Source organism: Ligilactobacillus sp. LYQ60, assembly GCF_045033015.1.
Classification (GTDB): Bacteria; Bacillota; Bacilli; order Lactobacillales; family Lactobacillaceae; genus Ligilactobacillus.
The window spans coordinates 313703-340237 of record NZ_JBJFZV010000001.1; the positions used below are offsets into that span (position 1 = coordinate 313703).

The following is a 26535-nucleotide window of genomic DNA, read 5'->3' on the forward strand; positions in this document are numbered from 1 at the left end:
TCCCCTAGGCGAGAAGCGAGTGCCTCTGCTTTTTTCTCAACCCCTAAAGGATATCGAAGTTTCCTTCAGCTGTCAAGGAAGAGATTAATCTTCCCGACTGTATGTTTCAATGTCGTGCATTAGTTTACCAACAAACTCATCAAACGTCATGGTAGCCGTTTCTTCTTCGCCGTACCGCCGAACCGTCACGTTGCCGTCGTTAACTTCTTTGTCCCCCAGAACCAGGGTATACGGTACCTTGTTAACCTGTGCTTGCCGGATCTTGTAGCCCATCTTTTCGTTCCGGTCATCAATTTCAACCCGAATGTTATGGGCAATCAACTTAGAGCGCAGCTCGTTTGCGTAATCCATATGAAGATCGTTCTTAACCGGAATTAACTCAACCTGAACCGGTGAAAGCCACGTTGGGAAAGCTCCCTTGTAGATTTCAGTCAGGTACGCGATGAACCGCTCCATCGTTCCAACAACGCCCCGGTGGATCATAATCGGCTGGTGTTCCTCACCATCCTGGCCAACGTATGTGAGGTTAAACTTCTCCGGTAACATGAAGTCCAACTGGATTGTCGACATTGTTTCCTCGTTACCAAGAGCCGTCTTAGTCTGGATATCTAACTTTGGACCGTAGAAGGCTGCTTCTCCTTCAGCCTCGTAATAATCTAAGCCGAGGTCATCCATGGCCCCCTTCAACATTGATTGGGCCTTCTCCCACATTTCATCGTTAGCGTAATACTTTTCGGTGTTCTTCGGGTCCCGATAACTCAACCGGAAACTGTAATCCGTAATATCAAAGTCCTTGTAAACGTCCATGATCAAGCGAAGAATCTTAGCAAACTCTTCCCGAATCTGGTCCAGCGCAACAAACGTGTGGCCATCATTTAATTCCATTTCCCGCACCCGCTGAAGACCAGAAAGGGCCCCTGATTTTTCGTACCGGTGCATCATCCCAATTTCGGCAATCCGCATTGGCAGATCCCGGTATGACCGGATATGATGCTTGTAAATCTGAATATGGGATGGACAGTTCATCGGCCGTAGCTCAAGGAATTCACCATCGCCCATGTCCATTGGCGGGAACATATCTTCCCGGTAATGTGCCCAGTGACCAGACGTCTTGTAGGCGTCTAAGTTCATCAGAACCGGCGTGTAAACGTGCTGATAACCATCCGCCACTTCCTTATCAATAATGTAGCGTTCAATTGTCCGCCGGATCGTTGCACCCTTTGGCATCCAGTAAGGTAAGCCAGCTCCAACTTTTGGATCAACGAAGTACAAGTCAAGCTTATTACCGATTACCCGGTGATCCCGTTCGCGGGCCTCCTGACGCCGCTTTAATTCAACCTCCAGATCCTTTTGCTTAAAGAACGCCGTTGCGTATACCCGCTGCAGCATCGGGTTACTGGACATCCCCTTCCAGTAAGCACCGGCAACAGAAAGAATCTTAAACGCCTTAATCAGCTTCGTTGATGGGAGGCAAGCCCCGACGGAAAGGTCAACATAGTCGCCTAACCGGTGGGCAATAACCACCCCGTCAACTGCCTTTTCAGCAACTAACTCTTTCCGGTACGGGTCATCAGCAAACTGGGCTAGAAGATCATCTTCTGCCAGTTCAACCCGTTCAACCGCAACGTTTTCTTTAATGGAAGCATCCATTTCAGCGCTGATTTTTTCAAAATCGGTTTCCGCAACCTGACCCGCAGCGTTATCCGTATCAACAAAGAATCCGTGCTCTGTCACTCCACTATCACCAAAATGCATTTCCGGGTATAGCTTATTTAAGCACGCTCCTAAAACAACGGCCGCCGTATTCCAGACAACCGGAAGCGCATCTTGCTCGTCATCCTTCGTAATAATTTCAATCTTTCCGTCCATTGTAATCGGCGCGCTTAAATCAAGCACTTTACCGTTTAACTTTCCTGCAACCGCCTTCTTTCCAAGACTAACACTAATATCTTTAGCGACTTCAAGCGAAGTAATCCCCGCATCAAACTCTTTTTTGTTCCCATCGGGAAATTCAAGATTAACCGTTGCCATAACTTTTTCCTCCCTAATAACTTGAAAATTACTAATAACTCCAAACAAAAACATTAATAAAAAGACGTTCCTAGGATACTATCCTAGGGACGTCTTTCAACGTGGTTCCACCCATCTTTAAGGCCTTGGCCTCCTCATTTACCCGCATAACGCACGGTAACGTCGCGGTTGATTCCGCGAAACCCATGGGTGGTAAGAACCATCGTTTTGTGAGGCTTTCAGTCACGACCCCACTCCCTGAATTCAATGTTTCCGTTTGTCCCATTGCTAGCTTCTAAGCTAACTTACGGCTATTCTAACACATCTTAATATGAACGCAAGAACTTATGAGGGATTTCGCCAATTTTTTCCAACTAAGTCATACTCAGTTGCTAAAAACCGAATCCGCTCCATCAGCCGTTTAGCTTTGAGTGGTTCAACTTCATCCCGGGTATTCACTGCCAAATAATTTTTTTCAAGCTCATCCATGGTAATGTTAGCGCTGAAAAAGGTTGGCAGCTCCTGCTGCATCCGATACTCCAAAATCACCCCAAAAATCTCGTCCCGGAACCAACTGCTCATTGCCATTGCGCCTAAATCATCCAGCATCAAGACTGGCGTGGCCTTCACCGTCGCGAGCAAATCGTTTGTTTTGTGCTTATCAATCGCCGCTCGCATCATGGTTGCAAGCGTGGGTACGTGCACCATGGTCGTTTTAAACCCGTGCTTTGCCAACTCGTTAGCAATTGCACCCAGCAAATACGTCTTCCCAACACCAAAACTGCCCGCTAAGTATAATCCCTTGTGAAACTGCGTAGGCGCCGCTTCATAATCCACCGTGAACTTAATAGCCGCATTTAAGGCCTCTTCTCGGTTATCAGGAACATAGGTTGTTAAATCTGCAGCGGCAATACTCTTAGGCATTCCATACAGCATCACCCGGTGTCGCCGGGCCCGTTCTGCACGCTGAGCCTGCAAACGGTCACTTGGAACGTATTGCACTTCAATTTGATGCTTACTAAGAACGAGGCGGGGAAGATAACCTGGCAAAGCAACTGGTTTCCCCGCAGCAAGCGCCTTTTTCGTTTGAACAAATTCGTACAGTTTGCTCATCCCGCGATCAACCGTTTTCGGAGCAAGTTCATCCCGGTGCGCTTCTAAGAAACGGCGTACATCCTCATCCTTCAACGTTGTATCAATTAATTGCTGGTACCGCTGACGAAATTCTGGATGGCTTTTAAAACGCCGGTTTAATTCATTTGCAATTGGCTCCATCTGGACCCCTCCTTACGACCGCAGCTGGTTAAGTAGTTCACGGCGCTGCTTATCCAACGCTGCCTTGTCCTTTTTTTTCGGTGCTTGCTGGGAAGGATGCGCATTGTCCGATCGGGCCCACGCTGGCAGGTTTTCTTTTTGAACCAACCGGCGGGACCGCCGCTTGGAAGATTGTTTCTTCGCTTGTTTTTGCTGATTAAAGTGGCGCGCTTGCCAAATAGCTTTCGCTGGCGCATCAATCCGCTTGCTAGCCCAGTCAGCCGCAATTGCCTCAAACAATGGTGCCGGCAACATGTCATTCCCCTGATCGACCATAATGTAGTGAATCAAAATGTTAACTACCGCCGGTGGTAATTTTTGGTACTTAACTACCCGCTCAAGTGTTTGCCGTTCCGACCGCGCAATAAAGGAATGATTTTGCTCCTTTAAAGTTGCCAAAAACTCCATCGGCGCATACATCTGAGCAGCCTGAACCAATTGTTGATCCGTAGCGGAAAGCTGATGGTCAGCGGTCGCCTTAATTGTAGTTGCCGGAGCTACAGGACTTGCCGGACGGGGGCCAGCATACTGCTCTGCCGCAAGGGCTTTTACTTGTTCAAAATTAACCCGGTTTGTTTCCAAATTAGTCGCCTGCTCAAGCAGCTCCTTCACCTGTAACTCGTCCAACCCATATAACGTTACCAGCGCGTCAATCCGCTGCTTATTTTGGGCCACCTGTTGCCGGTCAACGTAAGACCGCGCTAATAATTGATCAAGCTGCTGGTAATCAATTGCTGCTCCTAAAGTGTGGAGCTGATTTTCATCCCCAGCCTCCCGGGGAGCGTGCAACCGCTCTGAAGCAGGCATATCAAATACCTCCGTTAACTGAGCAGTTGTTTCTGTCCCCGCTGGCAGTGGTGGGTTGGGGACCCACTTTTCTAACAATCGATTAAATTCATCAGCTCCAATCCAACTCAGCAACAGCCCACTGAGAAGATCGTCAGCAAAAAACTGAGCAGGCGTTACCGGGCGAAGAACCCGATAACTTAATATCCGAGTTTCATGTTCTGTCGTCTGAAACGTTCGTAACAATCCTAGCGCCTCTAAACGACATCGGGCCGCAAATAAGTCTTGCGGCGCGACGTTTCCGAGCGCGATTAAGAGTACACTGTGGCGGCGAGAAGATTCCTTCTGGGTCCCAGCTAATTGATGATACAATGCACTGGCAAGCGCTCCAATCAGAGGTAAGTAAAGGTCCCCCACTATTGCTAAATCGTCCGGCTGAAGGCGCGCAGGGATTTGAACGCGGTACGGTGTTCCCGCTGTCACATCACACTTCTTATTGATCATCCTTCTGCTCCTTTGCGGCCCGTTCTTTTCGCCGGGCTTCCCGCCCTAGCAGGTCATTAAGTTCCGCCGCAAATGACTGCATATCCTTAAATTCATGGTAAACACTGGCAAACCGAATGTACGCAACATCATCCACGTCAGCAAGAATTTCCATCACGTACTCGCCAATTTGTTGACTTGAAATTTCGTTACCATTAACCGCGTGTGCCCGCGCCTCAACCTTATCAACAATTGCAGTAATTTGTTTACTGCTAATCTGCCGTTTTTCAGTGGCACGCATAATTCCCCGCATCACCTTATCACGACTAAATTCCTGACGGGCGCCGTCCTTCTTAACCACCAACAACGGCGTGACCTCAATCCGTTCAAAAGTGGTAAACCGGTAACCGCATTTTTCACACTCCCGGCGGCGCCGGATTGCCCGCCCACTATCAGCCGGCCGGCTATCCACAACACGCGAGCTTTGTGATTGACAATTCGGGCACTTCATCTGCTTTCACCCCGTTTACTGGCTAATTCTTCCCAACCATTAGTTTGTAACCATTCTATCACCTGCCGCCGCGTTGCTTCAACTTCACCGTTATTATCAACCACGACCGTAGCAAAGCGCTGCCGCTCACTATCGCTAATCTGCGCGGCAATTCGTTGGCGGGCCGCCTGGACACTTAAATGGTCCCGTAAAATAAGCCGCTTCAACTGCGTTGGCGGCGTAACGCTCACCACCATAATTCCGTCACATAATTCACCGTAATGCTGTTCAATCAACAAAGGAGCATCCAACACAACCATCGCTTTTCGGTGCTTTTGTGCACTAACAAGTTGTGCCGTAATTTGCCGCCGGATAAGCGGTGCTATAATCGCATCCAAGCGCTGCCGGTCCTGCGGGTGTGCAAAAATAAGGTTTCCCAGACGAGCCCGGTCCAACTGACCGTTAGCGGTAACCATTTCCGCGCCAAACACCATTTTAATCCGTTCTAATCCCGAAGTTGCCGGAGCTACCACGTTCCGGGCCACCTGGTCAGCGTCAATCACAGGGATCCCTAGTTGCCGAAACAGCGCACTCACGGTGGATTTCCCACTTGCAATTCCGCCGGTTAAACCAAGAACGTAGGTCATCTAATTCACCCTCTTAACCTGACAGTGCGGACAAAAATGCGTTCCCCGTTGACCGACCTTAACCTTCTCAATCAATGTTTCACACCGATCACACGGCGTTCCCTGCCGCCCATAAACGTGCAGTTTAAGTTGAAACCCCCCCTCATGCTGGAAAGCATCCGTATATGACCGAATCGTTGTTCCCCCCGCATCAATCGCATGATCAATTTCCGTAATAATGTTATCGTGAAGTCGGCGTAATTCATCATCTGTCAACACTACACACTGCGTTTCCGGATGAATCTTACTTAACCACAGACATTCGTCAACGTAAATATTACCTAACCCGGTCACAACCGTCTGATCTAACAACGCCGGTTTGATCATCTTTTTCTTCTTTTTCATTCGGGATATAAACTGGTCCACAGCAAACGTTTCAGAAAACGGCTCCATCCCTAGCTTTTTAATTCCGGGTAACGTCATCTCCTTCCCGGTAGCAACCAATTGCATCCGCCCAAATTTTCGCGAATCGTTATACCGGAGTTGTTGCCCATCATCCATGTGGAATAAAACGTGCGTATGCTTTTCAACCGGCGTTCCTTCCGCCTTCACGTAATACTTTCCTTCCATTCTGAGATGCGAGACAACCGTTTTATCTCCGCTAAACCGCAAAAGTAGATACTTTCCCCGTCGGTCAACCGTCATTAATTTTTCCCCCACCAGCTGACGTTTAAATTCTTCCACGTCACCAATAATCATCTTCGGGTAAAGTACGTCAACGTGCGTAATTGTCCGCCCAGCCGCTAAGGCATTAATCCCGCGCCGAACCGTTTCAACTTCTGGTAACTCTGGCATCTTGCTTCCTCCTATTTCTTAACGTCATACCACGTATCACCTACGGCACTCTCAACCTTTAACGGAACGTCAAGCGACACGGCCGCATCCATCACATGAGGAACAAATTTTCGTAATTGCGGAATTTCTTGACTTGGAGCCTCAAACAGCAGCTCATCATGAACCTGCATCAGCATCCGTGCCTGCAGGTGCTGCTTTCGTAACATCTTGTGCATATTAATCATTGCTACCTTGATAATATCCGCCGCACTCCCCTGGATTGGGCTGTTCATTGCCGTCCTTTCAGCAAAGGACCGCTGATTAAAGTTATGCGCTTTGATATCCGGAAGGTACCGCCGCCGGTGCAATAGTGTTTCCACGTACCCGTGTTTCCGGGCAAAGGCAACCGCTTGCTGCATATACTCGTGCACCCCCGGAAACTCCGCAAAGTATGTTTCAATAAACTGCTTAGCCTGCCGCCGACTAATCCCGATGTTCTGCGCTAACCCGTAGTCACTAATTCCATAGACAATACCAAAGTTTACCGCCTTGGCCTGCCGGCGCATTTCCGGAGTAACATCTTCAGGACTATCAAGCCCGAAAATACGCATGGCTGTGTTAGCGTGAACGTCCAAGTCCTCCTTAAATGCCTGCTGCATATTTTTATCCCCTGAAATGTGGGCCAACACCCGTAATTCAATTTGAGAATAATCTGAAGAAAAGATCTGCCACCCCTTCTGGCTTGGAACAAAGGCCTGTCTGATAATCCGCCCATCACCACGGGCCGGAATATTTTGTAAATTCGGGTCAACCGACGAAAGGCGCCCCGTTGCCGTCAGCGTTTGGGTATAAATCGTGTGGGCCTTACTGTCATTTTGAAAAAGAACCTTCATCAGGCCATCAACATAAGTTGTTTTCAATTTATTCCACTGCCGGTATTCCAAAATATGATCAACGATGGGCGCCATTCCCCGCAGTTTTTCCAACACACTAACCGCAGTTGAATAGCCCGTCTTCGTCTTCTTGATTACCGGCAGGTTAAGCTTTTCAAACAAAATATGACCAAGCTGCTTGGGCGAGTTAATGTTAAATTCCTCACCAGCTTCCTGACAAATCTGCTGCTCAAGCGTTGCTACCCGTTCGGTAAAAGTACTTCCCAGTTCCGTCAGCCGTTGCTGATCAACCCGCACACCATCAATCTCCATTTGGGCTAACACCTGAGCAAGCGGTAACTCAATTTTTGTGTACAGGTGTTCTTGCTGATGCTTAGCGAGTGCGGTCATCAATGGCGCCCGTAATTCCTCAATCGCCTGCACCTTATGGGCGAGGTGTTGGAAGAATTGTTCATCATCATCAGGAACCCGCCGCTTAGTATTTTTACCGTAAACCGCCTCATCAGGCTGGACGGTGTAATTCCCGTGCTGCTGCGCAATAATTCCCAGATCATTGCTATTCTGGCTTGAATCCAACAGATACGATACAAGAAGCAGGTCAAACCCAATCGTTGGCAGCTGCCCCCTTAGCCGGTGCATCGCGGCAATTGTGCGCTTCGCGTCAAAAACATCGACGATGACCTGCTTTAAATATTCTTGCAAGGTTGAACTGGCCAGTACCGTACAGTCGCGCGTAACGTAGTACTTTCCCGCGACAGCCAAACAACACCCTTCAAACGGCGCCCGGTGATAGTTAGCCCCGCCTAATTCGACGTATAATGCAACCCGCTTCGTAACTGGAAGATGCGCAACTTTATCCAGCGTCAGGGGTGAAACGGCCACTTCCTCTTCTTGGGGGCGCTCAGGTTCATCCCCAGACGATGCTAATTCACTTAGGGCCCGGTTGAATTCTAATTCCTGGTAGAGTGTACGTAATGCGGCTGTATCCTGCGATAAACGCACCGTATCTTCAATTGTCACTTCAATTGGTGCATCCCGTTTGATGGTTGCAAGATCCCGGCACAAGAAGGCCGTTTCCCGGTCCTCTTCGAGGTGCTCTTTCATTTTTGACGCCTTTATTTCATCAAAGTGCGCGTAAATTCCTGCCACCGATTTATACCGTTTCAACAGTTTAATTGCAGTCTTTTCCCCAATTTTAGTAACTCCCGGATAATTATCCGAACTATCTCCCGCCAAGGCTTTCATGTCAATAACTTGTTCCGGGATAAGCCCATACTTTTCAGCAACGTGCGTTGGCGTGTAGTACTCCACGTCAGTCACTCCCCGCTTGGTAACCGCAACCGTTGTTTGGGCGGTAGCAAGTTGGGTTAAATCGCGATCGCCAGTCACAATTGTCGTGGTAAAACCAGCATCATCAGCCTGCCTAGCAAGAGTTCCAATAATATCGTCAGCTTCATAATTTGTAAGCTCGTAATGATGAAGCCCGTACCCTTCCACTAGCCGCTTAATGTATGGAAACTGTTCAAGCAGTTCTGGCGGCGTTTTTGCTCGTCCTCCTTTGTATTCTCCGTACATCTTTGTCCGAAAAGTTTTTTTACCAGCATCAAACGCAACCAAAACGTGCGTTGGCTGGGCCGCCGCTAACATATGGTCGAGCATATTCTTAAACCCTAGAACAGCCGCTGTATTTAAGCCACCCTTAGTTGAAAAACCGTGACCGGAGTGACTTAAGGCAAAGAACGCCCGGAAGGTAATACTGTTCCCGTCGATCAATAAAAGTTTCTTAACTGGTGCCGCCATACTAATCCCTCGTTTCATAAACTTGTCAGTCTCATTTTAGCAAAATTTCAAACTACAATAAAACCCGTTGCTACAACGCAACGGGTTTTATATTCCTAAACAAATTAATTACGATTATTAGTAAATAACGTAAAGATATTAAGCAACTCCAAGAAAAGATTCAAAAAGTCGAGATACAACTGCAACGCTGCGCTCATAACAATCCCGCTTGTTTGGGCGACTTCATCGCCGAGCTGAAAGTAAATCTGTTTAATTCGCTGGGCATCCCACGCTGACAAAATGCCAAAAACCACAACCCCGATTAAGGACAAAATAATCACTACCAACGAACTATGCAAAAACAAATTAACCAACGAAATAATCACCATCGCAATTAACGCCGCAAACGCCTGCCGCCCCCAGCCTGCAAGGTTTTTGGTAGTTGTTGTGCCCAAAAAAGCAAGTATTCCAAACATCACCGCTGCAGCAACAAATGCCATTGTCACGTTGGTTGCTGCATAAACGGTAAGCAATGAACTAAAGAACAGCCCCTCAAGTGCCGCAAAAATAAACAAACAACTTACGCTAACAATCGGTGACCGCTGGGGATTAAATGACAGGGCAAACACCATTCCAAATTGGAGGGCAATCAACCCCAAGTAGATTACCGGATGACTCCCCAAATATTCGTTCACTCCATTCCCCCACCGTGTGGCAACTAGTCCAGCAACAACAGCGGAAACTACTAACGCAGCGGCCATGTACGAGTACACCCGTACTAAAAAATGATTCAATCCCTGCTGGGTTTGCGTATCAATTACTGGTTCGTTCAATTTTCTTACTCCCTTCACTTAAATTTATCTTCGTAAAGAGGAGCATAGCACATTTTCCGAACAACTACCTACTAGAAGCATCCCACATTAGCGAAAATGAGGGTTTTAGTTATTATTTAAGCTTAACGTACTAAGAAGCTTTTCGTATGCCAGCTCATACTTCTGAATATCACCCGCACCCATAAAAATAACCACGCCATTATGGTAATCAAGCAGTGGCGACATATTATCAAGCTGCAGTAAGGTGCCTCCCTTAGTAATCTTTTTCCCAAGATCAACCGCAGAGACGTTCCCCGTTTTTTCCCGAATTGACCCAAAAATTTCGGTGAGGTATACCTGATCAGCCAAATTCAAGCTAGTGGCAAAGTCATCCAATAACGCAATTGTCCGGCTAAACGTATGGGGTTGAAAGACCGCAATAATCTTTTTATCAGGGTACTGCTGCCGGGCTGCATCAATTGTCGCCTTAATTTCAGCGGGGTGGTGCGCGTAATCATCAATGATTACCATATCCGCCACTTTCTTTTCGGTAAACCGCCGCTTAACTCCCTTAAAGGTCATGAGTTCCTTTTCAATTTCATCATGCCCAATCTTTTCCATCTGTGCCACGGCGATTACGGCTAAACTATTAAGGACGTTGTGCTCCCCAAATAACGGAATGGTATACGTTCCTAAAAATTCATCTTCCCGGTAGACATCAAAGGTCGACCCCTTAATCGTCCGCTTAATGTTCTTGGCGTGAAACTCATCCGTGTCGTTTAACCCGTAATAATGGATTGGGGTTGTTGTTTCTAATTGCCGAAGGTTGGCGTCATCTCCCCACGCAAAAATACACTTCTTTGTCTGGTTAGCCAGCGTTTCAAAGGCATCCCGCACATCAGCAATTCCCGTAAAGTAATCCGGATGATCAAAATCGATGTTGGTCATAATCGTGTAATCCGGGTGGTAAGCCACAAAATGCCGCCGGTACTCGTCAGCTTCCACAACAAAAAAACGGGGATCAGGTGTTCCCTTTCCGGTCCCATCCCCAATTAAATAACTAGTAGGAGAAACACCACTTAAAACGTGAGCAAGCAGCCCGGTAGTACTAGTTTTCCCATGTGCCCCAGCAACGGCAATACTTGTGGTTTCAGCAATAACGTCCTGCACCATCTCCGGGTACGTTTTAACCGGAAGCCCCATCTCATGGGCCCGAGCAATTTCAACCTGGTCATCCCCAAAGGCGTTCCCCCGGATTACCGTCATTCCTGGTTGAATATTGGTAGCATCAAAACTCCGAATTTCGATTCCTGCCTGTTCAAGCCCCCGCTGGGTAAAGGTATATTTATCAATATCTGATCCAAGCACCTTGCACCCCTTATCGTGTAAAATCAGTGCAAGTGAGCTCATTCCAGTTCCTTTAATTCCCACAAAAAAATACGTTGTATCCATTTTCATAACTTAGTTGTCCCTCTCTTATTATCACTTAACTAATCATTTGCCCGTTCGGCCACCGTCTCTTCGGTAACGTATACATCCCGCGGTTTCGAACCATGCGCGGGGGAAACATACCGTTCCTTTTCAAGGTCATCGACGATGTTCGCAGCCCGATTATACCCAATTGAAAAGACCCGCTGCAACTTCGACGTTGAAATCGTGTCTTCGTTAACAAGGTATTCGAGCACCCGCGGAAACAGTTCATCGTGAACCGCCGATTCATTTACCGCTGATTTTAATCCTTCAGGATCAAACGCGTACTGCGGTTTCCCCTGCTGGCGCACAAAGTCCGTAATAGCATCAATTTCATTTTCCACAAACGTTCCTTGAAGCCGCATTGGTTGACTAGCCCCGTTTCCAAGATAAAGCATATCTCCGCGTCCAAGAAGCCGCTCAGCCCCAGCAGAATCAAGAATTGTCCGGGAATCAACTTGACTTGAAACCATGAACGCAATGCGAGTTGGAATGTTGTTTTTAATTGTTCCGGTGACCACGTCAACGCTCGGCCGTTGCGTTGCGATAATCAGGTGAATTCCTGCTGCCCGTGCCTTTTGCGTAATCCGGGCAATATAATCTTGCACCTCAGAGGACGCGACCATCATCAGATCGGCTAACTCATCAATCACAATTACGATATACGGCATCTTCAGCCCAAACTTACCTTGCGTCTCTGCTTTGGCATTAAAGGCCTCAATGTTCCGCGTCCCGCTTGCAGCAAGTCGTTGGTACCGCTCTTCCATTTCATTAACTGCCCATTGAAGGGCTGCAGCCGCCGCCTGAGGATCAGAAATAACGGGAGCCAACAAGTGCGGAATATCGTGGTATGGTGCCATTTCAACCGCCTTAGGATCAATAAGGAGTAGCTTAACCTCCGCTGGATTAGCCTTATATAGCAACGAAATCAACATGCTATTGATGAAAACTGATTTTCCTGAACCGGTTGCCCCGGCAATTAACCCATGGGGCATTTTTTTAAGATCAGTAATCTGTGGTTGCCCAAACAAATCCACCCCTAACGCAACCGTTAACGGAGAATCCGCCTCCTGGAACTTCTGGGAACGAAGAACCTCTGACAGGAGAACGGGCCGAGAATGTTTATTGGGAATTTCCACGCCTACGCTACTCTTTCCCGGAATTGGCGCTTCAATCCGAATATCCTTCGCAGCTAAGGCTAACTTTAAATCATCAGCGAGGTTGGCAATCTTATTAACCCGCACTCCCCGCCCTAGGGTCACTTCAAACTGCGTTACCGTTGGCCCAACCGTCCAATCACTCACGTTCGCATCAACGTGAAAGGCTTGAAGGGTTTCGTTTAACACATCAATCTGATGCATGACCCACTCATCCATCGAAGGATCCCCCTCGAGCACTGGGTCCGGTAACAGTTCAGGCCGGGGATATTCGTATCCCTGAATGGAAACCGTTGTTTTTGTTTGAACAGCTGGATTGTGCGAAACTGAGGGCTGAACATCCGAAACATTCGCGGGATTTTCAAAATTCGTCGAAGCCTTAGCGGAATCGTCAGTCATCTCCATCCGCGAAGACGGTTCCTCTGGCGCCGGCTTAAAATACGGAATATCAGCTGGTTCTTCAGTACCGTTACTTACTTCCTGAACGGTTACCGTATTCAATGAATCGTCATCCAACGGCTTCCCCACCTGCTTAGGGGTTAATTTGGACGAAATATCAGAATCAAGTAACTCACTATCAAGATGACCTGCCGGCGCTTCACTAACCTGGGATACGGTGTTTCTATCTGAAGTTGCTGTCCCATTGGATTTCTTCTGGCGGGTAATCGCCGAGCCATCATGATTATCAGTCGAAGACTGCGCGGCTTCTTTCCGGGTAATTGCCGGACCATCGTAGTCCAAATCACTTGCTGTCCCAAGAGTTTGACTTAACCGTCGGACCTGTTGAGGATGAAGCCGCCCGTGAGCGCGGTGCTGGTAGCTCTCCTCTTTTTGTGTGGCTGCATCCCCAACACTAGTTATTTTTTCCGAAGTGCGCGGCCGAAGGTGTTGGTGGGCCAGCCGAGCCTGTTCTTGAACCGGTGGCAATGATTCCTGTACTTCTGATTCAGGGTGAACCACTGCTTCCTTTACCGCTGACTTGGTTGATCTTCCCGTCAACAACGGTAACCGTTCATCAGCGGCTTCCCGTTCACCAAATAAGAAATAATTTTCCTTATCAGCCATCATTCGCTCAACAAGCTGCTCAGGAGACTCCTCCGTCATTTTAGTCCGTGATTGGGCCGGTGGAACATACTTCGGCCGGAAAGCATGCCGGTGGTATTCTTGCCCCTGAAACTGCGTGCGGGGCGCCCGACTAAACTGACCTGACCGGGACGCTGACCGGCGTTTCCGCGTGTGCGCCTGCTTTTCTTGCTTTAAAAAAGCAGGACCATCATAGTGTTCCATCCTCATCGTTTCCTTCCTCAAAAACTAAGCTTGTGCCTTTAAAACCATGGCGCCCTTTTTAAAATCAAACGGTTCACCAGCAGTAAACTGATCCGCCGGCAATTCTAAAATTCCACGTTTTTGGGGCGCGTTTGGAAGCGCTAGTTCCCGGGCTGAACAAATCATTCCGTCACTAGCAACCCCGCGCAATTTTCCGGGCCAGATAATTACCCCGTTTGGCATCATTGCTCCCACCTTAGCTACCACAACGGTCTGACCAGCGGCAATGTTAGGCGCACCACAAACGATTTGCAAAACATTACCATCATCAACCCGGGTTTCAGTCACGTGCAGGTGATCAGAATCAGGATGGGCTTTCATCTCTTCAACATAGCCCACCACAAACTTAGGGGTATCATCAACGGCGAGATCCGCTTCAAAATCAGCCGCCGCAAGCGCCCGGTTTAACTCTTCAACCTGAGTAACCGTCAGTTGAACCTGACCTCGACCTGTTAATCCAGAAACAACATTCTGGGCATGCCAAAAATTGTAGCCGAGGGTTGTATCAGTCTTTGCATCACTAATCCGCACAACATTGCCGTGCTGAGTTACCCGCTGCTTTCCGCGCGTTTGCCCCGTAACTACCATTAGGACATCCCCAAGTTCTTGGGGGTTATAACAAGAAATTAACAATTTAATCGTTCCCTTCGTTCAACCAATCTTACGTAAAAAGCGTTCAACTTGTTCCTTCGTTTTTCGGTTTTTGTCAACAAACCGGGCAACCTCTGCCCCATCACGATAAACCACGAAGCTCGGAATCCCCATAATCCCAAGTTCGGCACACAAATCAATGTTTTCATCCCGGTCGACTAAAACGAACCGGTACTGAGAGAATTCCTGTTCAATTTCTGGCATCACAGGTTTAATAAACTGGCAATCCGGGCACCAGTCAGCCGTAAAAAAGAGCACGGTTGTCCCGCTTACTAACTGCTGCTCCAACGTTTGCAAGTTCATTTGGGTAAGCTTTTCCATGAGCCTTCCTCCTAAAACTAATTATCTTCCCTTACTCTACCCTGTTCTTCCCTAAATTACAATTTTCCTTTCCGTTCATGCTACAATAAAAGCAGCAACATTCTTGGGGGGATTCATTATGAAAAGAAGAACATTTTTAATCGGCTGCGGAATCCTGGCAATCACAGGTTACAACATTATTAAACACATCCAGCAAAAACAGCACTCTGCCGCTAACCGGGTCTTAAAAACCGTTAAGGCCCAACTAGGAAAACAGGCTCCCATTGTAGGTTCATGGATTGAAGAAGAAACGGTTGCTTCACCCGCAACTGCTCCCCGACACCGCTTCTACGGCGGAATTACCCGTGACGAAAAAGGACAATTAAAAACCTACTCATTTGTTGCTGACGCAACCACCGGCCACATTCTTACCCTCACCCCACTTGATTAATCATCCCAACTGGTATCATCATTTTGGTGCATTGGCTGAATCGTAACCACGTACACGTCATTCGTATCACTAACTAAGTCCTCTAAAACCTGAAAAAACAAAAGTAGCCATCCGAGAACCATCAAAAACTCAATAATTTCAAATGCCGTTAGGGAGAGATAATGAATTCCCTGAAATAAAAATGCCGTCCCAAACAACCCAATTCCCAGACCATACGAAAGAAGTTGAAAGTTACGGGGGCTTTCAGGGAGCAATACACGAATCAGCACAATCGCTAATAGTAACGTGTAAATTGCGTCAGCCGCTACCCGAATATGCAGCTCATGCATAACTCCGCCGTTGTTTGCAAAAATTCCGATTGCCCCTAAAAAAAGCGCAAACGCCGTCAACAAACAATGTAAAATCACCGTGCGCCACCGAAACCCTAATTTCAGTTGAAGTGCAGAAAAAAGGTAGTCAAATAAACATACCATTAACAGCGCAACCACAACCAGCGTAATGTTAAACTGCCAACTATCACTTGCACGATTAGAGCCCAAAAAGCTGATGTTATACTGCCACCAGCGTTTATCACTATTAGAAACAATTGATAGGGACGCCCCTGCAAAGAGGACAAGCACCAACAGCCGAAAAATAACGGCTGGCGCAATTCCCGCAGCAGTCCGGATCATCAAGTAATTTACCACCGCTGTCACTAAGAAAACTATGAGTGTTGCGGTCCCCATCCCAAAATGAAGGCCCTTAAAAAAGGTTGCCGCTAGCCAAAAAGCAGCTACTAACCCGATTCCCAACAACATAATAAACGAAGCCATAATCGTAATGATGCTTCGCCAATAAAGCCCCTTCCCGAGCCACTGCTGAATTTCATGGCGCCGGCGCAAATACGTCCCCCCAAAAACCAAAGTCCCGCTCGCAATTCCCAGTAAAATTGTCCCACTTGCAATCGACCACTGTCCTGCAAGCGGAACCTGGTGAATATGCCGGTAGCCACTAAAATAGCCTAAAAAAAGTAGTGCACAAATTACCGCCGGAATTAAATAGTACAACGGTGCTAACCGACTTTCAGCAGAACGAAGGGGCCGCACACGAAGTTCAGGCTGCCGGTTCCCATCCACCGTTACCATTACTTGATCACCTAGTGATACGCCAATCCGCGATAAAACCGTCGCCGGCAAATTAATTGTTCCTTGTCTTTCCTTCATCTATCATATGCTCCGTTCCTTTTTAACCGGAAACCGAACAACTAATTTATAAATTGGTTGTCCCTTACTACTAAACCGTTCTTCGTACTCGGTCATAACGTTATCCGTTACTTCCGAATCGGCGTGCAGATCAAGCCATACCCGTTCAAAGTGTAATCCAAAGTTATTCATACTGGTAAGCGAATATTCAAACAACCCTTGGTTATCCGTTTTAAATTCAAGGTACCCCCCCGGGGCAACGACTTGCTGGTACTGTGCTAGAAATGTTTTGTACGTTAACCGTCGTTTTTCATGTCGGTTCTTAGGCCACGGATCAGAAAAGTTTAAGTACATTCCCGTTAACTCCGCCGGAGCAAAAATACTTGTTAGGGCAGCGCCGTCAGCAACAACCAACTGCAAGTTAGGTAACTGAGCATCCAACTGCTTTTTTAAAGCAATTCCAACTGCTACCGGCTGCAGGTCAATGCCAATATAGTTATTTTCCGGATGGCGCTTAGCCGTTTCAACGATAAACCGTCCTTTCCCCATTCCTAATTCAAGGTAAAGGGGCGCTGGCCGCTCAAAACGGGTTTGCCAAGTCCCGCGCAACTTTGCTGGTTCCGTTACAACGTACTGGGGATTAGCCGCAATTAACGGCCGGGCCCAAGGTTTATTTTTTAACCGCATAATTTCTCCTTAAATCCAATTATTAAAACACGGAAAGCCCCGGTCCAAACAAATGGAGGGAGCTTTCATCATTCCACTAAACAATCCACTTAGCTGATACCCGGCGTGTGGTACCCAGAACCTTGCTCCGCTAAAAGCGGCGCAACCCTTTTAAGAAGAAGGAGCGCCTGATTCATCTCATGGTACCGCCCCGCATGATGCGTCGTTGCAATCCGCTGAACAAGCGCCCCGGTGGCATACCAAAAGACCGCTTGCCGGCAAACCCGATTTGGAAAGTGACCGTAATACCCTGTCAACCAATCATCCCACTGACCAAGGGAAACATAATCGGCTAATAACATTCCTAAATCAATTGCTGGATCTGCAATAATGGCATGATCCCAATCAACCAGGTAAAGCTGACCCACTTCTGATAACAATAAATTTCTGTGATTTAAATCAGTATGACAAACCCGGTAATTTTGCTTAACCGTTCGCGGAATTTCTGTTTGAAGAAGCGTAACCGTCTGCTGAATTAACGGATGTTCTTGAAGATCAACCGTTAATCCAGCAAGAACCTTTCTTAAAAAAGAACTCGGCGTTAGTACTTGACCACCAACTTGCCGAAGCATGCTGCGTAAAATATCAGAATGGTGCACCCGGTACAATAACCGTCGTACCCGTGAGGTCTTCATCTCCTCCTTAGTGAGACACCGACCATTCAACCACTTCTGAGCAATTAACGTATCACCCGAAGTTGTCCGCCGAGTCCAAATCAGCCGGGGCGTAATCCCTTCAATTGAGAGAGCCGCAAGAAATGGTGACGGATTCCGTTTTAAAAAAATCCGCTGGTCCTGTTTAATCCCCATGTAGGCCGTTCCAGTGTCACCCTTAATCGGAAGGACCTGCCACCCGTCATCCAATTCAAAGTCCATCCGGCACCGCTCCTTATCAACGTCAAATAACCACAATTAGTCTACAAACTTGTTATGTCCATGTCAAGCGTTTCTTCTACCACGAAACCGTTGAAATAACGCGCTTAACAAATAATTTTCTACCGCAATTAACACACCGCTTAATCCAGCAAGGACCAAGTCCCGCGTTCCGCATAGTATCGCTCCCATAAAACAAACTAGCGGAACCCAAGACAACCGTGAAAGCACGCGCCGAACCGCCCTTCCTCGCTGTGCCCACAGCACCGGCGTTATTCGCACAAAAACAGTATCATCAAAGTGGTGCTCTAACGGAAATAATTGAAAGATAATCAAATAGTTGATGATCACTGCAAGAGCAATAGCTAACCACCCGTTATGAACTACCGTTACCCCCACAGTTCCTACCAGTAGCAAGCGGATAAACATTCCCAGGTAATCACCGCTCCGCACAAACGCCCGGGCAACTAATCCCTGCATTGCATCTTGACCTGCAAGTAGCCGAACCAGCCCGTCAGCCCACCGCCGCCGATGAGCCCGAACTGCCACTTGCGGAACAGTCACAAACAGGTTAATAATGCGGTATAACCGCTGCATTCGGTGTTGTTCGGTTATAATGGCTTGCTGCCACTGAATCATTCCTTGCTGTCGCGCTAAGGTAAGCCCACCTCCCAACCAGGTAAGGACAATTATGAGCGCCACCCATGGACTAACCAACATCAGTAGCCCACTTACTACGGGGAGTATCCCCTTAAAAATAAGCTGCTTTTGCCATCCAGGTTCATTAGGTAACATACTTTCATGATACCCCGCAGTAATTATCACCTCACGCATAATAATTAACCCCGCGATAAAGAAAACCATAGACCCCCGAGACACTCCCCAAACGTAGTGCAACAACGGTGTCACAATAATGCCGCCTAATAACGGAACGCCCCATCCGACTGCCAGATTATATCTCCATGCTGGTCGGAGGTACTGGTTCATTCGAACAGTTTCTGGCCGGAGAAAGACCCAATCAGCAGGTTTCATTAACGTCATCCAGCGCCCAAAATTGATAGTAATCACCACACAACAAATAGTAATAAGAAAAGCACCCCACTGAAGCCGGTGGGTTACGGGTCCTTGAAGTAACTGGGCGTATTCATAACCAAATCCGCCCAATAAAAAAAGCACTGCAATGATAAAGTGATCATTAAAAATGTACTTTGCATACCGAAATAATTCTTTATGATAAGCGGCTAGTCGTTGGTGCCACACCTTATCCATGATGAATCGCCTCCCGATTGAGGTGCAAATAAATCTCCTCTAGACTTGCATCAGGCATTGCAAGCTGCGCGCGGATTGTTGCTAACGTTCCCGTTACCTGTATCCGACCTTTTTGAATAAAAACAAACCGATCGCACACCCGTTGGGCAGTTGGTAACACGTGCGTAGTCATCAGGACAGCCGTCCCGCGTTGTTGTTTTTCCTTAATTAATGCAAGAAAATCGTGAATTGCAACGGGATCAAGCCCCAAAAACGGCTCGTCAACAATTAATAACTTGGCATCCGTAATAAACGCGCAGATAATCATTACCTTTTGCCGCATTCCCTTTGAAAAATTAACCGGCAGCCAGTCAAGACGGTCAGTTAACCGAAACATTGTAAGTAACCGACAAGCACGCTCCCATGCCTGTTTTTCATCAAGCTCGTACGCCTTAATCGTTGTTTCAATATGTTCTCGTAATGTTAATTCCGGATATAATACCGGTGTTTCCGGGAGGTATGCAATTTGGCGGTGATATGTGGCAGGGTCAGTTGTGGCCGTTATCCCCGCAACCTTGATTGTTCCCGAATGTGGTTGAAGAAGCCCAATGATATGTTTAATGGTTGTCGACTTACCAGCACCGTTCAAGCCAATTAACCCCACTAATTCACCAGCAGCCACCTTAAAACTAATTCCATTAAGCACCGGGATGCGGGAATACCCTCCTATAAGATTATCTACTTCAAGTACCATGCCGTTTGACTCCTTCCAATGTTGTCGTTTGAATTATATCACAGCAACGAAAGCCACTAGTGTATAATGGAAACAAAACTAATAAGGTGGCGTTTAAGAATGGATGACTGCATTTTCTGTCAAATTATTAACGGTGATATTCCAAGTGTAACGGTGTATGAAGACGATCAGGTTAAGGCTTTTCTTGACATTTCACAGGGAACACCCGGACATACTCTCCTTGTTCCCAAAAAGCACGTACGCGATATTTTTGAATATGACGACCAACTTTCCCAGGACGTTTTTCGCCGTGTTCCCCTGATTGCCCGGGCAATCAAGGCTTCCGATCCCACCATTCAGGGATTAAACATTGTTAATAATAACGGTAAGGTGGCCTATCAATCAGTGTTCCATTCCCACATTCACTTTATCCCCCGGTACACCGACCACGATGATTTTGCAATGAAGTTTAAGGATAATACGGATAAATACACGAACGCTGATTTACAACGAATTGCTGATAACATCAAAGTTCACTTGGAGGATTAACCATGAAACATCCACTTACAACTGGGTTAATTGGGGGGGCTCTCCTGTTGGGAGGCTATCACTACCGGAATGAAATTAGCCGCACAGTTGCCAAAAAAGCAATTCGGCTTCGCATTTTAGGTCGTGATTTTCAACAATTAATAACTGCGGGGAAGGATGTGATTAATGATACCCAAGCAATGAAGCATGCCTGGCACCAATTTTGCTCCTCCCCATCTTCTTTAGACAGCAGCAAATAAAACTAAACATTAATCAAACTTTCGTTTTAACCGTACTCAATAAAGGACGATTATGGTACCATGAGAGCGTTACTTATTAACTAAGTTAGGATGTGAACAATAGAATGACAAAAAAGAAATGGCTGGTCGGCGCAGCGGCCGTCCTCATGTCACTCGGTCTTGCATCGTGTTCAAAAACAGTTGCAACAACCTCCGGTGGGAAGATTACCGAACAACAGTACTACGATAAGATGAAGCAAACCCCTGCTGGCAAGCAGGTGCTTCAACAAATGATTCTTACCAAAGTGCTTGAGAAGGACTACGGTAAACAGGTTACCCAAAAACAGGTCGCCAGCGAATTTAATGCTTACAAAAAGCGTTACGGTCAAAATTTCGATACCGTTTTACAACGGCAGAACCTAACGGAGGCAACTTTTAGACAACAGTTACGGTCGAATCTTCTTTTACGGGCCGCGGTAAAAGCTAATACAACCATCACCCCATCAATGCTTAAGAAGCAATGGAAGAAGTACCAGCCCAACATCACGGTTGCCCGAATTGTGGTTAAAAACGAAGATGATGCTAATAACATCATTAACCAGCTAAAACAAAACGGAACGTACGCTAACTTCTCAAAGCTGGCAAAAAAGAATTCTATTGATAACCAAACAAAGAATAACGGTGGAAAGTTACCGCCGTTTAATAACGAAACATCTGGGCTAGATAACACGTTTAAGAACGCCGCTTTTGGGTTAAAGACGGGTAAGTTTACTGAAAAACCTGTTAAAACGGACTATGGTTATGTCATTATCTACTGCATCAAACATCCAGCAAAGGGAAAGATGGCTAACCACAAGCAAGCATTACAAAACCAGATTATTGACGAACAGATGAATAATCAAACCACCCTGCAACGGGTTGCCCAAAAGGTTCTCAAGAACGGAAATGTTCAAATTAAGGATAAGGATCTTAAGAACATTCTTTCTAACTATATTGGTGGACAACAAAATCCACAGTAACCCCAATTATTAGTAATAAAAAGGCTGGGACTTTAATAAAGTCTCAGCCTTTTTATTATGTCCGCATAATCTGATGCAAAACAAGCGGACTGAATTAAAAAGTTGCTAACCACTAAGTTCATGCCCACAATTCATTCAGGTAACCGGTTCCTTCGTGCCCGTCTTCTTTTCTATGCGTTTTCCTTCACCCTTCACGTCACCCATATAACTAATCATCATTACTACCCTGTTGTGAACGGTAAAACCGCCTATTATCCAGGCCAAAGACACGGGAACTGAACTGTCCCCGTTCTGTTTGAGAAAGTGCCCCTTTCACCATCTGAATGGTTGCATCCAAATCGTCAAGATGGTGTAAAATTTCGGCCTCAAGGAGGGCAGGACGCTCGGGTGAACCGTACTCTAACAGACCGTGATGAGCAATTATCATGTGCCGCAGAAGGAGTGCGTCCTCATCATACTGGTCAATTCCAAGCGCCGCACACGTTTCTACAATCCGCTCATCAATCAAAACGATATGGCCGAGTAAATTCCCTGCAACGGTATACTGCGTTGCAACCGGCCCGGTCAGTTCAATTGTTTTCCCCAAATCATGTAAAATTGCTCCTGCATAAAGCAGATCACAGCGAACATCCTGATATTGCTCTCCTACCGCTCTGGCAAGACGTAAAATCGAAACCGTATGGTATGCAAGACCTCCTAAAAAGGCATGGTGATTTGTTTTAGCTGCAGGATAAGTGTAAAAGGCATCGTGAAACTGCCGTAACATAAACTCCACAATTTGCCGCCAGTTTGCGTTCGTAATTGCCTTAACATACTGATTGATTTCTTCCTCAAGTTGTTCTTGTGAACACGGCGCAGCAGGAATAAAGGCTGCTGGGTCATTTGGTTCATTCGTATTAGCCAAGCGAAGATGACGCAGCTTAATTTGTGGCTTTCCTTGGTACACATTCCTTTTCCCGGTAACCAATACAACCTTTCCGGGTTGAAAACGGGCAATCTCATCTGGGTGGGCATCCCAGTACTTCGCCGTGATGGCTCCCGACGGGTCACTAAAAGTAAAGGCAATGTACTTATTACCATTCTTTGCAACCCGCACATCAGCGTCCTTAATTACCATAAATAGGTTAACTTCATCCCCATCAGCATAATCATAAATCTTCCGTTGCATGGCCTATCCTTCCTTCCTCGAGCACAGTTTATCCCCTAACACCCTTACGCTTACGGAATGTACCGTTGAATATAGTTTTTAGCGGCATTGCCCCAATTTCCAAGCTGCGTTTTCATATGACTCCATCCGTTTTGAAGTTGGGTCTTAAAATGACTCCAACCTGCTTCCCCGGTTGATTGAGCACGATCGCCAGCATCAAGCCGCTGCATCTTCGTTGCAGCATCCGTTACGGTAAAATTAGTTCCAGCAGTGTATGGCAGAATGTCTTCCATCGACTGTTTAAAAAGACTCGTCCCATTACGCATGCCGGTAGTGGGAAATGGCGCTCCGTTGTCAAACCCGACCCACGTTGCCAATACAACGTCTGGTGTATAACCAATGTACCAACAATCTTTTTGACTCATCGGGGGCGCATCCTTAGTTGTCGCCTGCGCCGTTCCGTCCTTTCCGGCGATTTCATACCCGGTCGGCTTAGCGTTCTTTCCAACCCCTACCTTATAGGTATCAATCATCATACTGGTCATTACGTTAGCATCGTGACGTGACATCAGCCGCTTAGCCGTAAGTGGCTTTTTTCGGCGCACAACGTGGCTATCCGCGTCCACAATTTTGGTAATAAAGTGTGGTTGCTCCTTCACACCACCATTATCAAACGTACAGTACGCCGCCGCCATCTGGTACGGTGAGACCCCCTTAGACAAGCCACCAAGTGGCAAGGTAAGGTTCTCATCCCGTTTGGTGACCGGAATCCCAAACTTCCTTGCCATTGCATACCCCTTCTGAACACCAATCCTGTTAAGGAGCCATACTGCACTGGTATTTTTACTTTGCGCCAAAGCAAGGTATAACGGCAGCTTCCCAACGCATTCATTATTCCAGTTATGCGGCGTATAGTGGTTTGACCCATACGATTCAATTCGGTCCGGAATCATCGAATCATAGTGATACCCGTTTTGAATTGCTGGTAAATAGACCGCAATGGGTTTCATCGTCGATGCTGGTGAGCGCGATAACTGGGTTGCCCGGTTATATCCCCGGAAAACATGGGCACCCTGCCGGCCACCAACAGCCGCCGTTACCCCACCAGTTTTAGGATTCATCGCAATTGCTGCCCCTTGTGCTTTTACCCCATCCTGATTAACCGGGAACAAACTAGGGTTTGCAAAGTTCCGTTGCAGTTGTTGCTGGTAGTTTTGGTTCAAACTCGTGTAAATTTTGTATCCCCGGTTCATGATTTGTTGTTCGGATAAACCATAATCTCGGTGTGCTTCATTAATTACCGCATCAAAGTAATACGGATACCTGTATCCTGACTGGTACCGGTACGTATCACGAGTAATAATTGGCGTCCGCTGGTACTGCCGCATCTGACGTACACTTAATTTATGGTTTTCGTACATAAACTGTAGAACGAGGTTGCGCCGTGCCAAAGCGGCCTTGGGATAATCAACCGGATTAAACCCATTAGGATTTGTTAGCATTCCTGCCAACACCGCCGACTGGGGAACGGTTAAATCACGTGCGTGCACCCCAAAATAACGCTTGGCTGCATCCTCAACCCCCCAAATGCCCTTTCCAAAGTAAGCGTTGTTTAGGTACATTGTAAATATTTGCCGCTTACTATAATCGTTTTCAACCTGCACGGAGATAAATAGCTCCTTTGCTTTCCGACTAAACGTCTGTTCTTGCGATAAAAAGGCATTCTTTACCAGCTGTTGTGTCAGGGTACTTCCCCCGCCACTAATGTAGTCACGTCCAAGGAGGCGGTTTTTGATATACGAAAGGGTTGCCCGCCCAATTCCCTTAACTGAAAAACCGTACTCATGATAAAAATTCCGATCTTCGGTCGATAACACGGCATTTTGCATGTTCGGTGAAATTCGGCTAAGCGGTTCCCACGTTCCTTTTTGAGAATAAAGCGTTCCTGCTCTATTCCCGTTTTCATCGTAGATAACAGTATTCTGTTCAAGCGCGTTCTTTAATTCCCGCACGTGGGCCGTCTTCGCAATATATACGAGGCGAACACTCGCAATCAAAAAGCAGCTCAAAAAGATAATTAAGAGCCACTTTCCGAGTTGAAATCGATGCCACTTTTCCTTGAACCACCGCCCAAACCTAGTACTACCCTGTTGTTCCGTTTGCCTTTTCATGAATACTCGTCGTCTCCCAACCATTTCTAGTTAGCCGGCTGCAACCGCTGAACAAGACGTGCTGCCGCAGCCTTTGAGTGACTAATCACTACCACGGTATCATAACCAGCAAGTGTGCCAATTACCTCTGAAAATGAACTCTCATCTAACAAGACACCTAATAAGTCAGCATCTTGGGGCGCCGTCTTAATAACGCATAAAAACTCAACTTGTGTGACGGTTAAAATCAAATCCATTATGTCCGTGCGAGATTGGTCCTTTGTTCCCTTAGCAGAAACGTACACACTTGTTCCATCAGCCAACCGCTCCTTAACCACGCCCATCTCACGTAAATCACTTGAGACCGTTCCCTGAGTAACGGTAATCCCCTGCTTCATCATTAATTGAAGAAGCTGCTCCTGAGTTCGAACGCGATTTTGTTGAATAAGGCGCTTAATTAATTCTTGCCGCTGATTCTTTTTCATGTGCTCCTCCCTACGCTAAATATAGGCACATTATACCAATTTTCAGGATAATTAGCGAAGAAGTTCATCGTCGGCCATTGCTAAAAAGCGGGCGGTTAATACAATTCCATCACTGGTCCGTTCAATTAAATGTAAATCCTCTAAGAGTTTAATATTTTTCGCCATTGTTGCTCGTGAAATACACGCTAGCCGGGACAAAACACCACCCGTTACCGTTACCGGTAAAACACAACTTCCATTAGAATCCCGTCCTAAGTGCTTTCCCAAATACTGAAGTACCTTTCGAACCCGGAGGCGGACTACCGGACTTTCTTCGTATTCCACCAATGTTCGAAACATTCGAAACTGGTTGTACAAATCATACGCTAATTCGCGCTGAAATGCGGGACTATTTTCAAGAAGAACCTTAACAACGCGGTGAGGAAAAATAATTGCTTGGACGACCGGTGAATATACTTGAACCTCAACCGGATAGTGAGGATGGTTTGGCTGATAAACATCGTGGGGGAAATAATGATGTGCTGGTAACAAAGTAACCAACCGGTTCCCCACAATATCATTCGTTGCCATCCCAACAAATCCCCGGAAAAGATAATATAAGTTGTGGTGCGGGGGGTGTTCACGACAAATAATTTCACGGCGTCCATATTCGACGACCTGGACCTCAGGACTGTAAAAAAGAAACGATTGCTGGGGCGGTGTAAAAATTGCTGTCTGCTCAAAGTAAGCGGTCAACACTTTCTGCCTATTAATACTATTAATTATCGTTGCCACCTCCAGTGGAATTTAATACCATTTTACTGGCGTTCGCAAAGAAACAGTTAT

25 protein-coding genes and 1 other annotated feature (1 of these 26 running past the window's edge) are annotated in these 26535 nt (G+C 46.8%); of the genes, 4 read left to right on the top strand and 21 right to left on the bottom strand.

Annotated features, from left to right (window positions below):
* Window positions 1–37: a sequence feature (ribosomal protein L20 leader region), on the bottom strand (it extends 95 nt beyond the left edge of the window).
* Between the two features lie 47 nt (window positions 38–84).
* From thrS to ACI3EZ_RS01550, 12 genes are all read right to left on the bottom strand, one after another.
* On the bottom strand, window positions 85–2031 hold the full coding sequence (gene thrS / locus ACI3EZ_RS01495) for a threonine--tRNA ligase (RefSeq protein WP_405025298.1): 1947 nt from the start codon (window positions 2029–2031) through the stop codon (window positions 85–87).
* A 324-nt stretch (window positions 2032–2355) separates the two neighbouring features.
* Window positions 2356–3285 (bottom strand): primosomal protein DnaI, encoded by a 930-nt coding sequence (gene dnaI, locus ACI3EZ_RS01500; RefSeq protein WP_405025299.1) that lies wholly within the window; start codon window positions 3283–3285, stop codon window positions 2356–2358.
* 12 nt (window positions 3286–3297) lie between these two features.
* Window positions 3298–4614: a DnaD domain protein gene (locus tag ACI3EZ_RS01505; protein ID WP_405025300.1), complete on the bottom strand. Its 1317-nt coding sequence runs from the start codon at window positions 4612–4614 to the stop codon at window positions 3298–3300.
* Window positions 4604–5104 (bottom strand): transcriptional regulator NrdR, encoded by a 501-nt coding sequence (nrdR, locus tag ACI3EZ_RS01510; RefSeq protein WP_405023840.1) that lies wholly within the window; start codon window positions 5102–5104, stop codon window positions 4604–4606. Before nrdR ends, ACI3EZ_RS01505 begins: the two co-directional genes overlap by 11 nt.
* Window positions 5101–5730 (bottom strand): dephospho-CoA kinase, encoded by a 630-nt coding sequence (gene coaE, locus ACI3EZ_RS01515; RefSeq protein ID WP_405023841.1) that lies wholly within the window; start codon window positions 5728–5730, stop codon window positions 5101–5103. The genes nrdR and coaE overlap by 4 nt, the downstream gene beginning before the upstream one ends.
* Window positions 5731–6564: a DNA-formamidopyrimidine glycosylase gene (mutM, locus tag ACI3EZ_RS01520; protein WP_405025301.1), complete on the bottom strand. Its 834-nt coding sequence runs from the start codon at window positions 6562–6564 to the stop codon at window positions 5731–5733.
* An 11-nt stretch (window positions 6565–6575) separates the two neighbouring features.
* Window positions 6576–9236, bottom strand: a complete 2661-nt coding sequence (gene polA, locus ACI3EZ_RS01525) for a DNA polymerase I (RefSeq protein WP_405025458.1) — start codon at window positions 9234–9236, stop codon at window positions 6576–6578.
* Window positions 9237–9340: 104 nt separating this feature from the next.
* The gene (locus ACI3EZ_RS01530; RefSeq protein ID WP_405025302.1) at window positions 9341–10048 is read right to left on the bottom strand and encodes a Bax inhibitor-1/YccA family protein; all 708 of its coding nucleotides are present in this window, start codon (window positions 10046–10048) and stop codon (window positions 9341–9343) included.
* 105 nt (window positions 10049–10153) lie between these two features.
* Window positions 10154–11485, bottom strand: a complete 1332-nt coding sequence (murC, locus tag ACI3EZ_RS01535) for a UDP-N-acetylmuramate--L-alanine ligase (protein WP_405023845.1) — start codon at window positions 11483–11485, stop codon at window positions 10154–10156.
* A gap of 32 nt (window positions 11486–11517) precedes the next feature.
* Window positions 11518–13947 carry a DNA translocase FtsK gene (locus ACI3EZ_RS01540; RefSeq protein ID WP_405025303.1) on the bottom strand — a complete coding sequence of 810 codons (2430 nt, stop codon included), beginning with the start codon at window positions 13945–13947 and terminating at the stop codon, window positions 11518–11520.
* An 18-nt stretch (window positions 13948–13965) separates the two neighbouring features.
* The gene (gene ytpR / locus ACI3EZ_RS01545) at window positions 13966–14613 is read right to left on the bottom strand and encodes a YtpR family tRNA-binding protein (protein WP_405025304.1); all 648 of its coding nucleotides are present in this window, start codon (window positions 14611–14613) and stop codon (window positions 13966–13968) included.
* A gap of 18 nt (window positions 14614–14631) precedes the next feature.
* The gene (locus ACI3EZ_RS01550; RefSeq protein WP_405025305.1) at window positions 14632–14952 is read right to left on the bottom strand and encodes a thioredoxin family protein; all 321 of its coding nucleotides are present in this window, start codon (window positions 14950–14952) and stop codon (window positions 14632–14634) included.
* 118 nt (window positions 14953–15070) lie between these two features.
* On the opposite strand from ACI3EZ_RS01550, the gene ACI3EZ_RS01555 reads away from it, so the two are divergent.
* Entirely contained in the window at window positions 15071–15382 is a 312-nt protein-coding gene (locus ACI3EZ_RS01555; RefSeq protein ID WP_405025306.1) for a hypothetical protein, read from the top strand.
* On the opposite strand, the gene ACI3EZ_RS01560 is transcribed toward ACI3EZ_RS01555, so the two are convergent.
* The 5 genes from ACI3EZ_RS01560 to ACI3EZ_RS01580 all read right to left on the bottom strand — a co-directional run bounded on the left by ACI3EZ_RS01560 (window position 15379) and on the right by ACI3EZ_RS01580 (window position 20163).
* Window positions 15379–16584, bottom strand: coding sequence for a hypothetical protein (locus tag ACI3EZ_RS01560; protein WP_405025307.1), 1206 nt, complete (start codon window positions 16582–16584; stop codon window positions 15379–15381). The genes ACI3EZ_RS01555 and ACI3EZ_RS01560 overlap by 4 nt on opposite strands.
* A 3-nt stretch (window positions 16585–16587) precedes the next feature.
* On the bottom strand, window positions 16588–17250 hold the full coding sequence (gene trmB, locus ACI3EZ_RS01565) for a tRNA (guanosine(46)-N7)-methyltransferase TrmB (RefSeq protein ID WP_405023851.1): 663 nt from the start codon (window positions 17248–17250) through the stop codon (window positions 16588–16590).
* An 89-nt stretch (window positions 17251–17339) separates the two neighbouring features.
* On the bottom strand, window positions 17340–18164 hold the full coding sequence (locus tag ACI3EZ_RS01570; protein ID WP_405025308.1) for a phosphotransferase family protein: 825 nt from the start codon (window positions 18162–18164) through the stop codon (window positions 17340–17342).
* A 63-nt stretch (window positions 18165–18227) separates the two neighbouring features.
* Window positions 18228–19430, bottom strand: a complete 1203-nt coding sequence (locus ACI3EZ_RS01575) for an ABC transporter permease (protein WP_405025309.1) — start codon at window positions 19428–19430, stop codon at window positions 18228–18230.
* Window positions 19423–20163 (bottom strand): ABC transporter ATP-binding protein, encoded by a 741-nt coding sequence (locus ACI3EZ_RS01580; protein ID WP_405025310.1) that lies wholly within the window; start codon window positions 20161–20163, stop codon window positions 19423–19425. The genes ACI3EZ_RS01575 and ACI3EZ_RS01580 overlap by 8 nt, the downstream gene beginning before the upstream one ends.
* 99 nt (window positions 20164–20262) lie before the next feature.
* Here ACI3EZ_RS01580 and ACI3EZ_RS01585 point away from each other — a divergent pair, with 99 nt between their 5' ends.
* From ACI3EZ_RS01585 to ACI3EZ_RS01595, 3 genes are all read left to right on the top strand, one after another.
* A complete protein-coding gene (locus ACI3EZ_RS01585; RefSeq protein ID WP_405025311.1) occupies window positions 20263–20691 on the top strand; it encodes an HIT family protein in 429 nt (142 codons plus the stop codon).
* A gap of 2 nt (window positions 20692–20693) precedes the next feature.
* Entirely contained in the window at window positions 20694–20930 is a 237-nt protein-coding gene (locus ACI3EZ_RS01590) for a hypothetical protein (protein WP_405025312.1), read from the top strand.
* Between the two features lie 104 nt (window positions 20931–21034).
* Window positions 21035–21928, top strand: a complete 894-nt coding sequence (locus tag ACI3EZ_RS01595) for a peptidylprolyl isomerase (RefSeq protein ID WP_405023857.1) — start codon at window positions 21035–21037, stop codon at window positions 21926–21928.
* A gap of 208 nt (window positions 21929–22136) precedes the next feature.
* Here the strand turns inward: ACI3EZ_RS01595 and ACI3EZ_RS01600 are convergent, their stop codons facing one another.
* Genes ACI3EZ_RS01600 through ACI3EZ_RS01615 form a run of 4 tightly spaced genes read right to left on the bottom strand, consistent with a single transcriptional unit; the run spans window position 22137 to window position 26484 of the window.
* Window positions 22137–23096 carry a 3'-5' exoribonuclease YhaM family protein gene (locus ACI3EZ_RS01600; RefSeq protein WP_405025313.1) on the bottom strand — a complete coding sequence of 320 codons (960 nt, stop codon included), beginning with the start codon at window positions 23094–23096 and terminating at the stop codon, window positions 22137–22139.
* 50 nt (window positions 23097–23146) lie between these two features.
* A complete protein-coding gene (locus ACI3EZ_RS01605; protein ID WP_405025314.1) occupies window positions 23147–25246 on the bottom strand; it encodes a PBP1A family penicillin-binding protein in 2100 nt (699 codons plus the stop codon).
* A gap of 26 nt (window positions 25247–25272) precedes the next feature.
* Window positions 25273–25710, bottom strand: a complete 438-nt coding sequence (locus tag ACI3EZ_RS01610; protein ID WP_405025315.1) for an arginine repressor — start codon at window positions 25708–25710, stop codon at window positions 25273–25275.
* A gap of 51 nt (window positions 25711–25761) precedes the next feature.
* Window positions 25762–26484, bottom strand: a complete 723-nt coding sequence (locus tag ACI3EZ_RS01615) for a hypothetical protein (RefSeq protein ID WP_405025316.1) — start codon at window positions 26482–26484, stop codon at window positions 25762–25764.
* Window positions 26485–26535: the final 51 nt, after the last annotated feature.

What these genes read in the sequence shown, in the direction of transcription:
- ACI3EZ_RS01550 (WP_405025305.1), bottom strand. Translation starts at nt 14,952, where the DNA reads ATGGAAAAGCTTACCCAAATGAACTTGCAAACGTTGGAGCAGCAGTTA.
- ACI3EZ_RS01505 (WP_405025300.1), bottom strand. Translation starts at nt 4,614, where the DNA reads ATGATCAATAAGAAGTGTGATGTGACAGCGGGAACACCGTACCGCGTT.
- ACI3EZ_RS01540 (WP_405025303.1), bottom strand. Translation starts at nt 13,947, where the DNA reads ATGAGGATGGAACACTATGATGGTCCTGCTTTTTTAAAGCAAGAAAAG.
- polA (WP_405025458.1), bottom strand. Translation starts at nt 9,236, where the DNA reads ATGGCGGCACCAGTTAAGAAACTTTTATTGATCGACGGGAACAGTATT.
- coaE (WP_405023841.1), bottom strand. Translation starts at nt 5,730, where the DNA reads ATGACCTACGTTCTTGGTTTAACCGGCGGAATTGCAAGTGGGAAATCC.
- trmB (WP_405023851.1), bottom strand. Translation starts at nt 17,250, where the DNA reads ATGCGGTTAAAAAATAAACCTTGGGCCCGGCCGTTAATTGCGGCTAAT.
- ACI3EZ_RS01575 (WP_405025309.1), bottom strand. Translation starts at nt 19,430, where the DNA reads ATGGATAAGGTGTGGCACCAACGACTAGCCGCTTATCATAAAGAATTA.
- murC (WP_405023845.1), bottom strand. Translation starts at nt 11,485, where the DNA reads ATGAAAATGGATACAACGTATTTTTTTGTGGGAATTAAAGGAACTGGA.
- ACI3EZ_RS01590 (WP_405025312.1), top strand. Translation starts at nt 20,694, where the DNA reads ATGAAACATCCACTTACAACTGGGTTAATTGGGGGGGCTCTCCTGTTG.
- ACI3EZ_RS01610 (WP_405025315.1), bottom strand. Translation starts at nt 25,710, where the DNA reads ATGAAAAAGAATCAGCGGCAAGAATTAATTAAGCGCCTTATTCAACAA.
- ACI3EZ_RS01605 (WP_405025314.1), bottom strand. Translation starts at nt 25,246, where the DNA reads ATGAAAAGGCAAACGGAACAACAGGGTAGTACTAGGTTTGGGCGGTGG.
- mutM (WP_405025301.1), bottom strand. Translation starts at nt 6,564, where the DNA reads ATGCCAGAGTTACCAGAAGTTGAAACGGTTCGGCGCGGGATTAATGCC.
- ACI3EZ_RS01595 (WP_405023857.1), top strand. Translation starts at nt 21,035, where the DNA reads ATGACAAAAAAGAAATGGCTGGTCGGCGCAGCGGCCGTCCTCATGTCA.
- ACI3EZ_RS01560 (WP_405025307.1), bottom strand. Translation starts at nt 16,584, where the DNA reads ATGAAGGAAAGACAAGGAACAATTAATTTGCCGGCGACGGTTTTATCG.
- dnaI (WP_405025299.1), bottom strand. Translation starts at nt 3,285, where the DNA reads ATGGAGCCAATTGCAAATGAATTAAACCGGCGTTTTAAAAGCCATCCA.
- ACI3EZ_RS01570 (WP_405025308.1), bottom strand. Translation starts at nt 18,164, where the DNA reads ATGGACTTTGAATTGGATGACGGGTGGCAGGTCCTTCCGATTAAGGGT.
- ACI3EZ_RS01600 (WP_405025313.1), bottom strand. Translation starts at nt 23,096, where the DNA reads ATGCAACGGAAGATTTATGATTATGCTGATGGGGATGAAGTTAACCTA.
- ACI3EZ_RS01585 (WP_405025311.1), top strand. Translation starts at nt 20,263, where the DNA reads ATGGATGACTGCATTTTCTGTCAAATTATTAACGGTGATATTCCAAGT.
- ACI3EZ_RS01580 (WP_405025310.1), bottom strand. Translation starts at nt 20,163, where the DNA reads ATGGTACTTGAAGTAGATAATCTTATAGGAGGGTATTCCCGCATCCCG.
- thrS (WP_405025298.1), bottom strand. Translation starts at nt 2,031, where the DNA reads ATGGCAACGGTTAATCTTGAATTTCCCGATGGGAACAAAAAAGAGTTT.
- ACI3EZ_RS01555 (WP_405025306.1), top strand. Translation starts at nt 15,071, where the DNA reads ATGAAAAGAAGAACATTTTTAATCGGCTGCGGAATCCTGGCAATCACA.
- nrdR (WP_405023840.1), bottom strand. Translation starts at nt 5,104, where the DNA reads ATGAAGTGCCCGAATTGTCAATCACAAAGCTCGCGTGTTGTGGATAGC.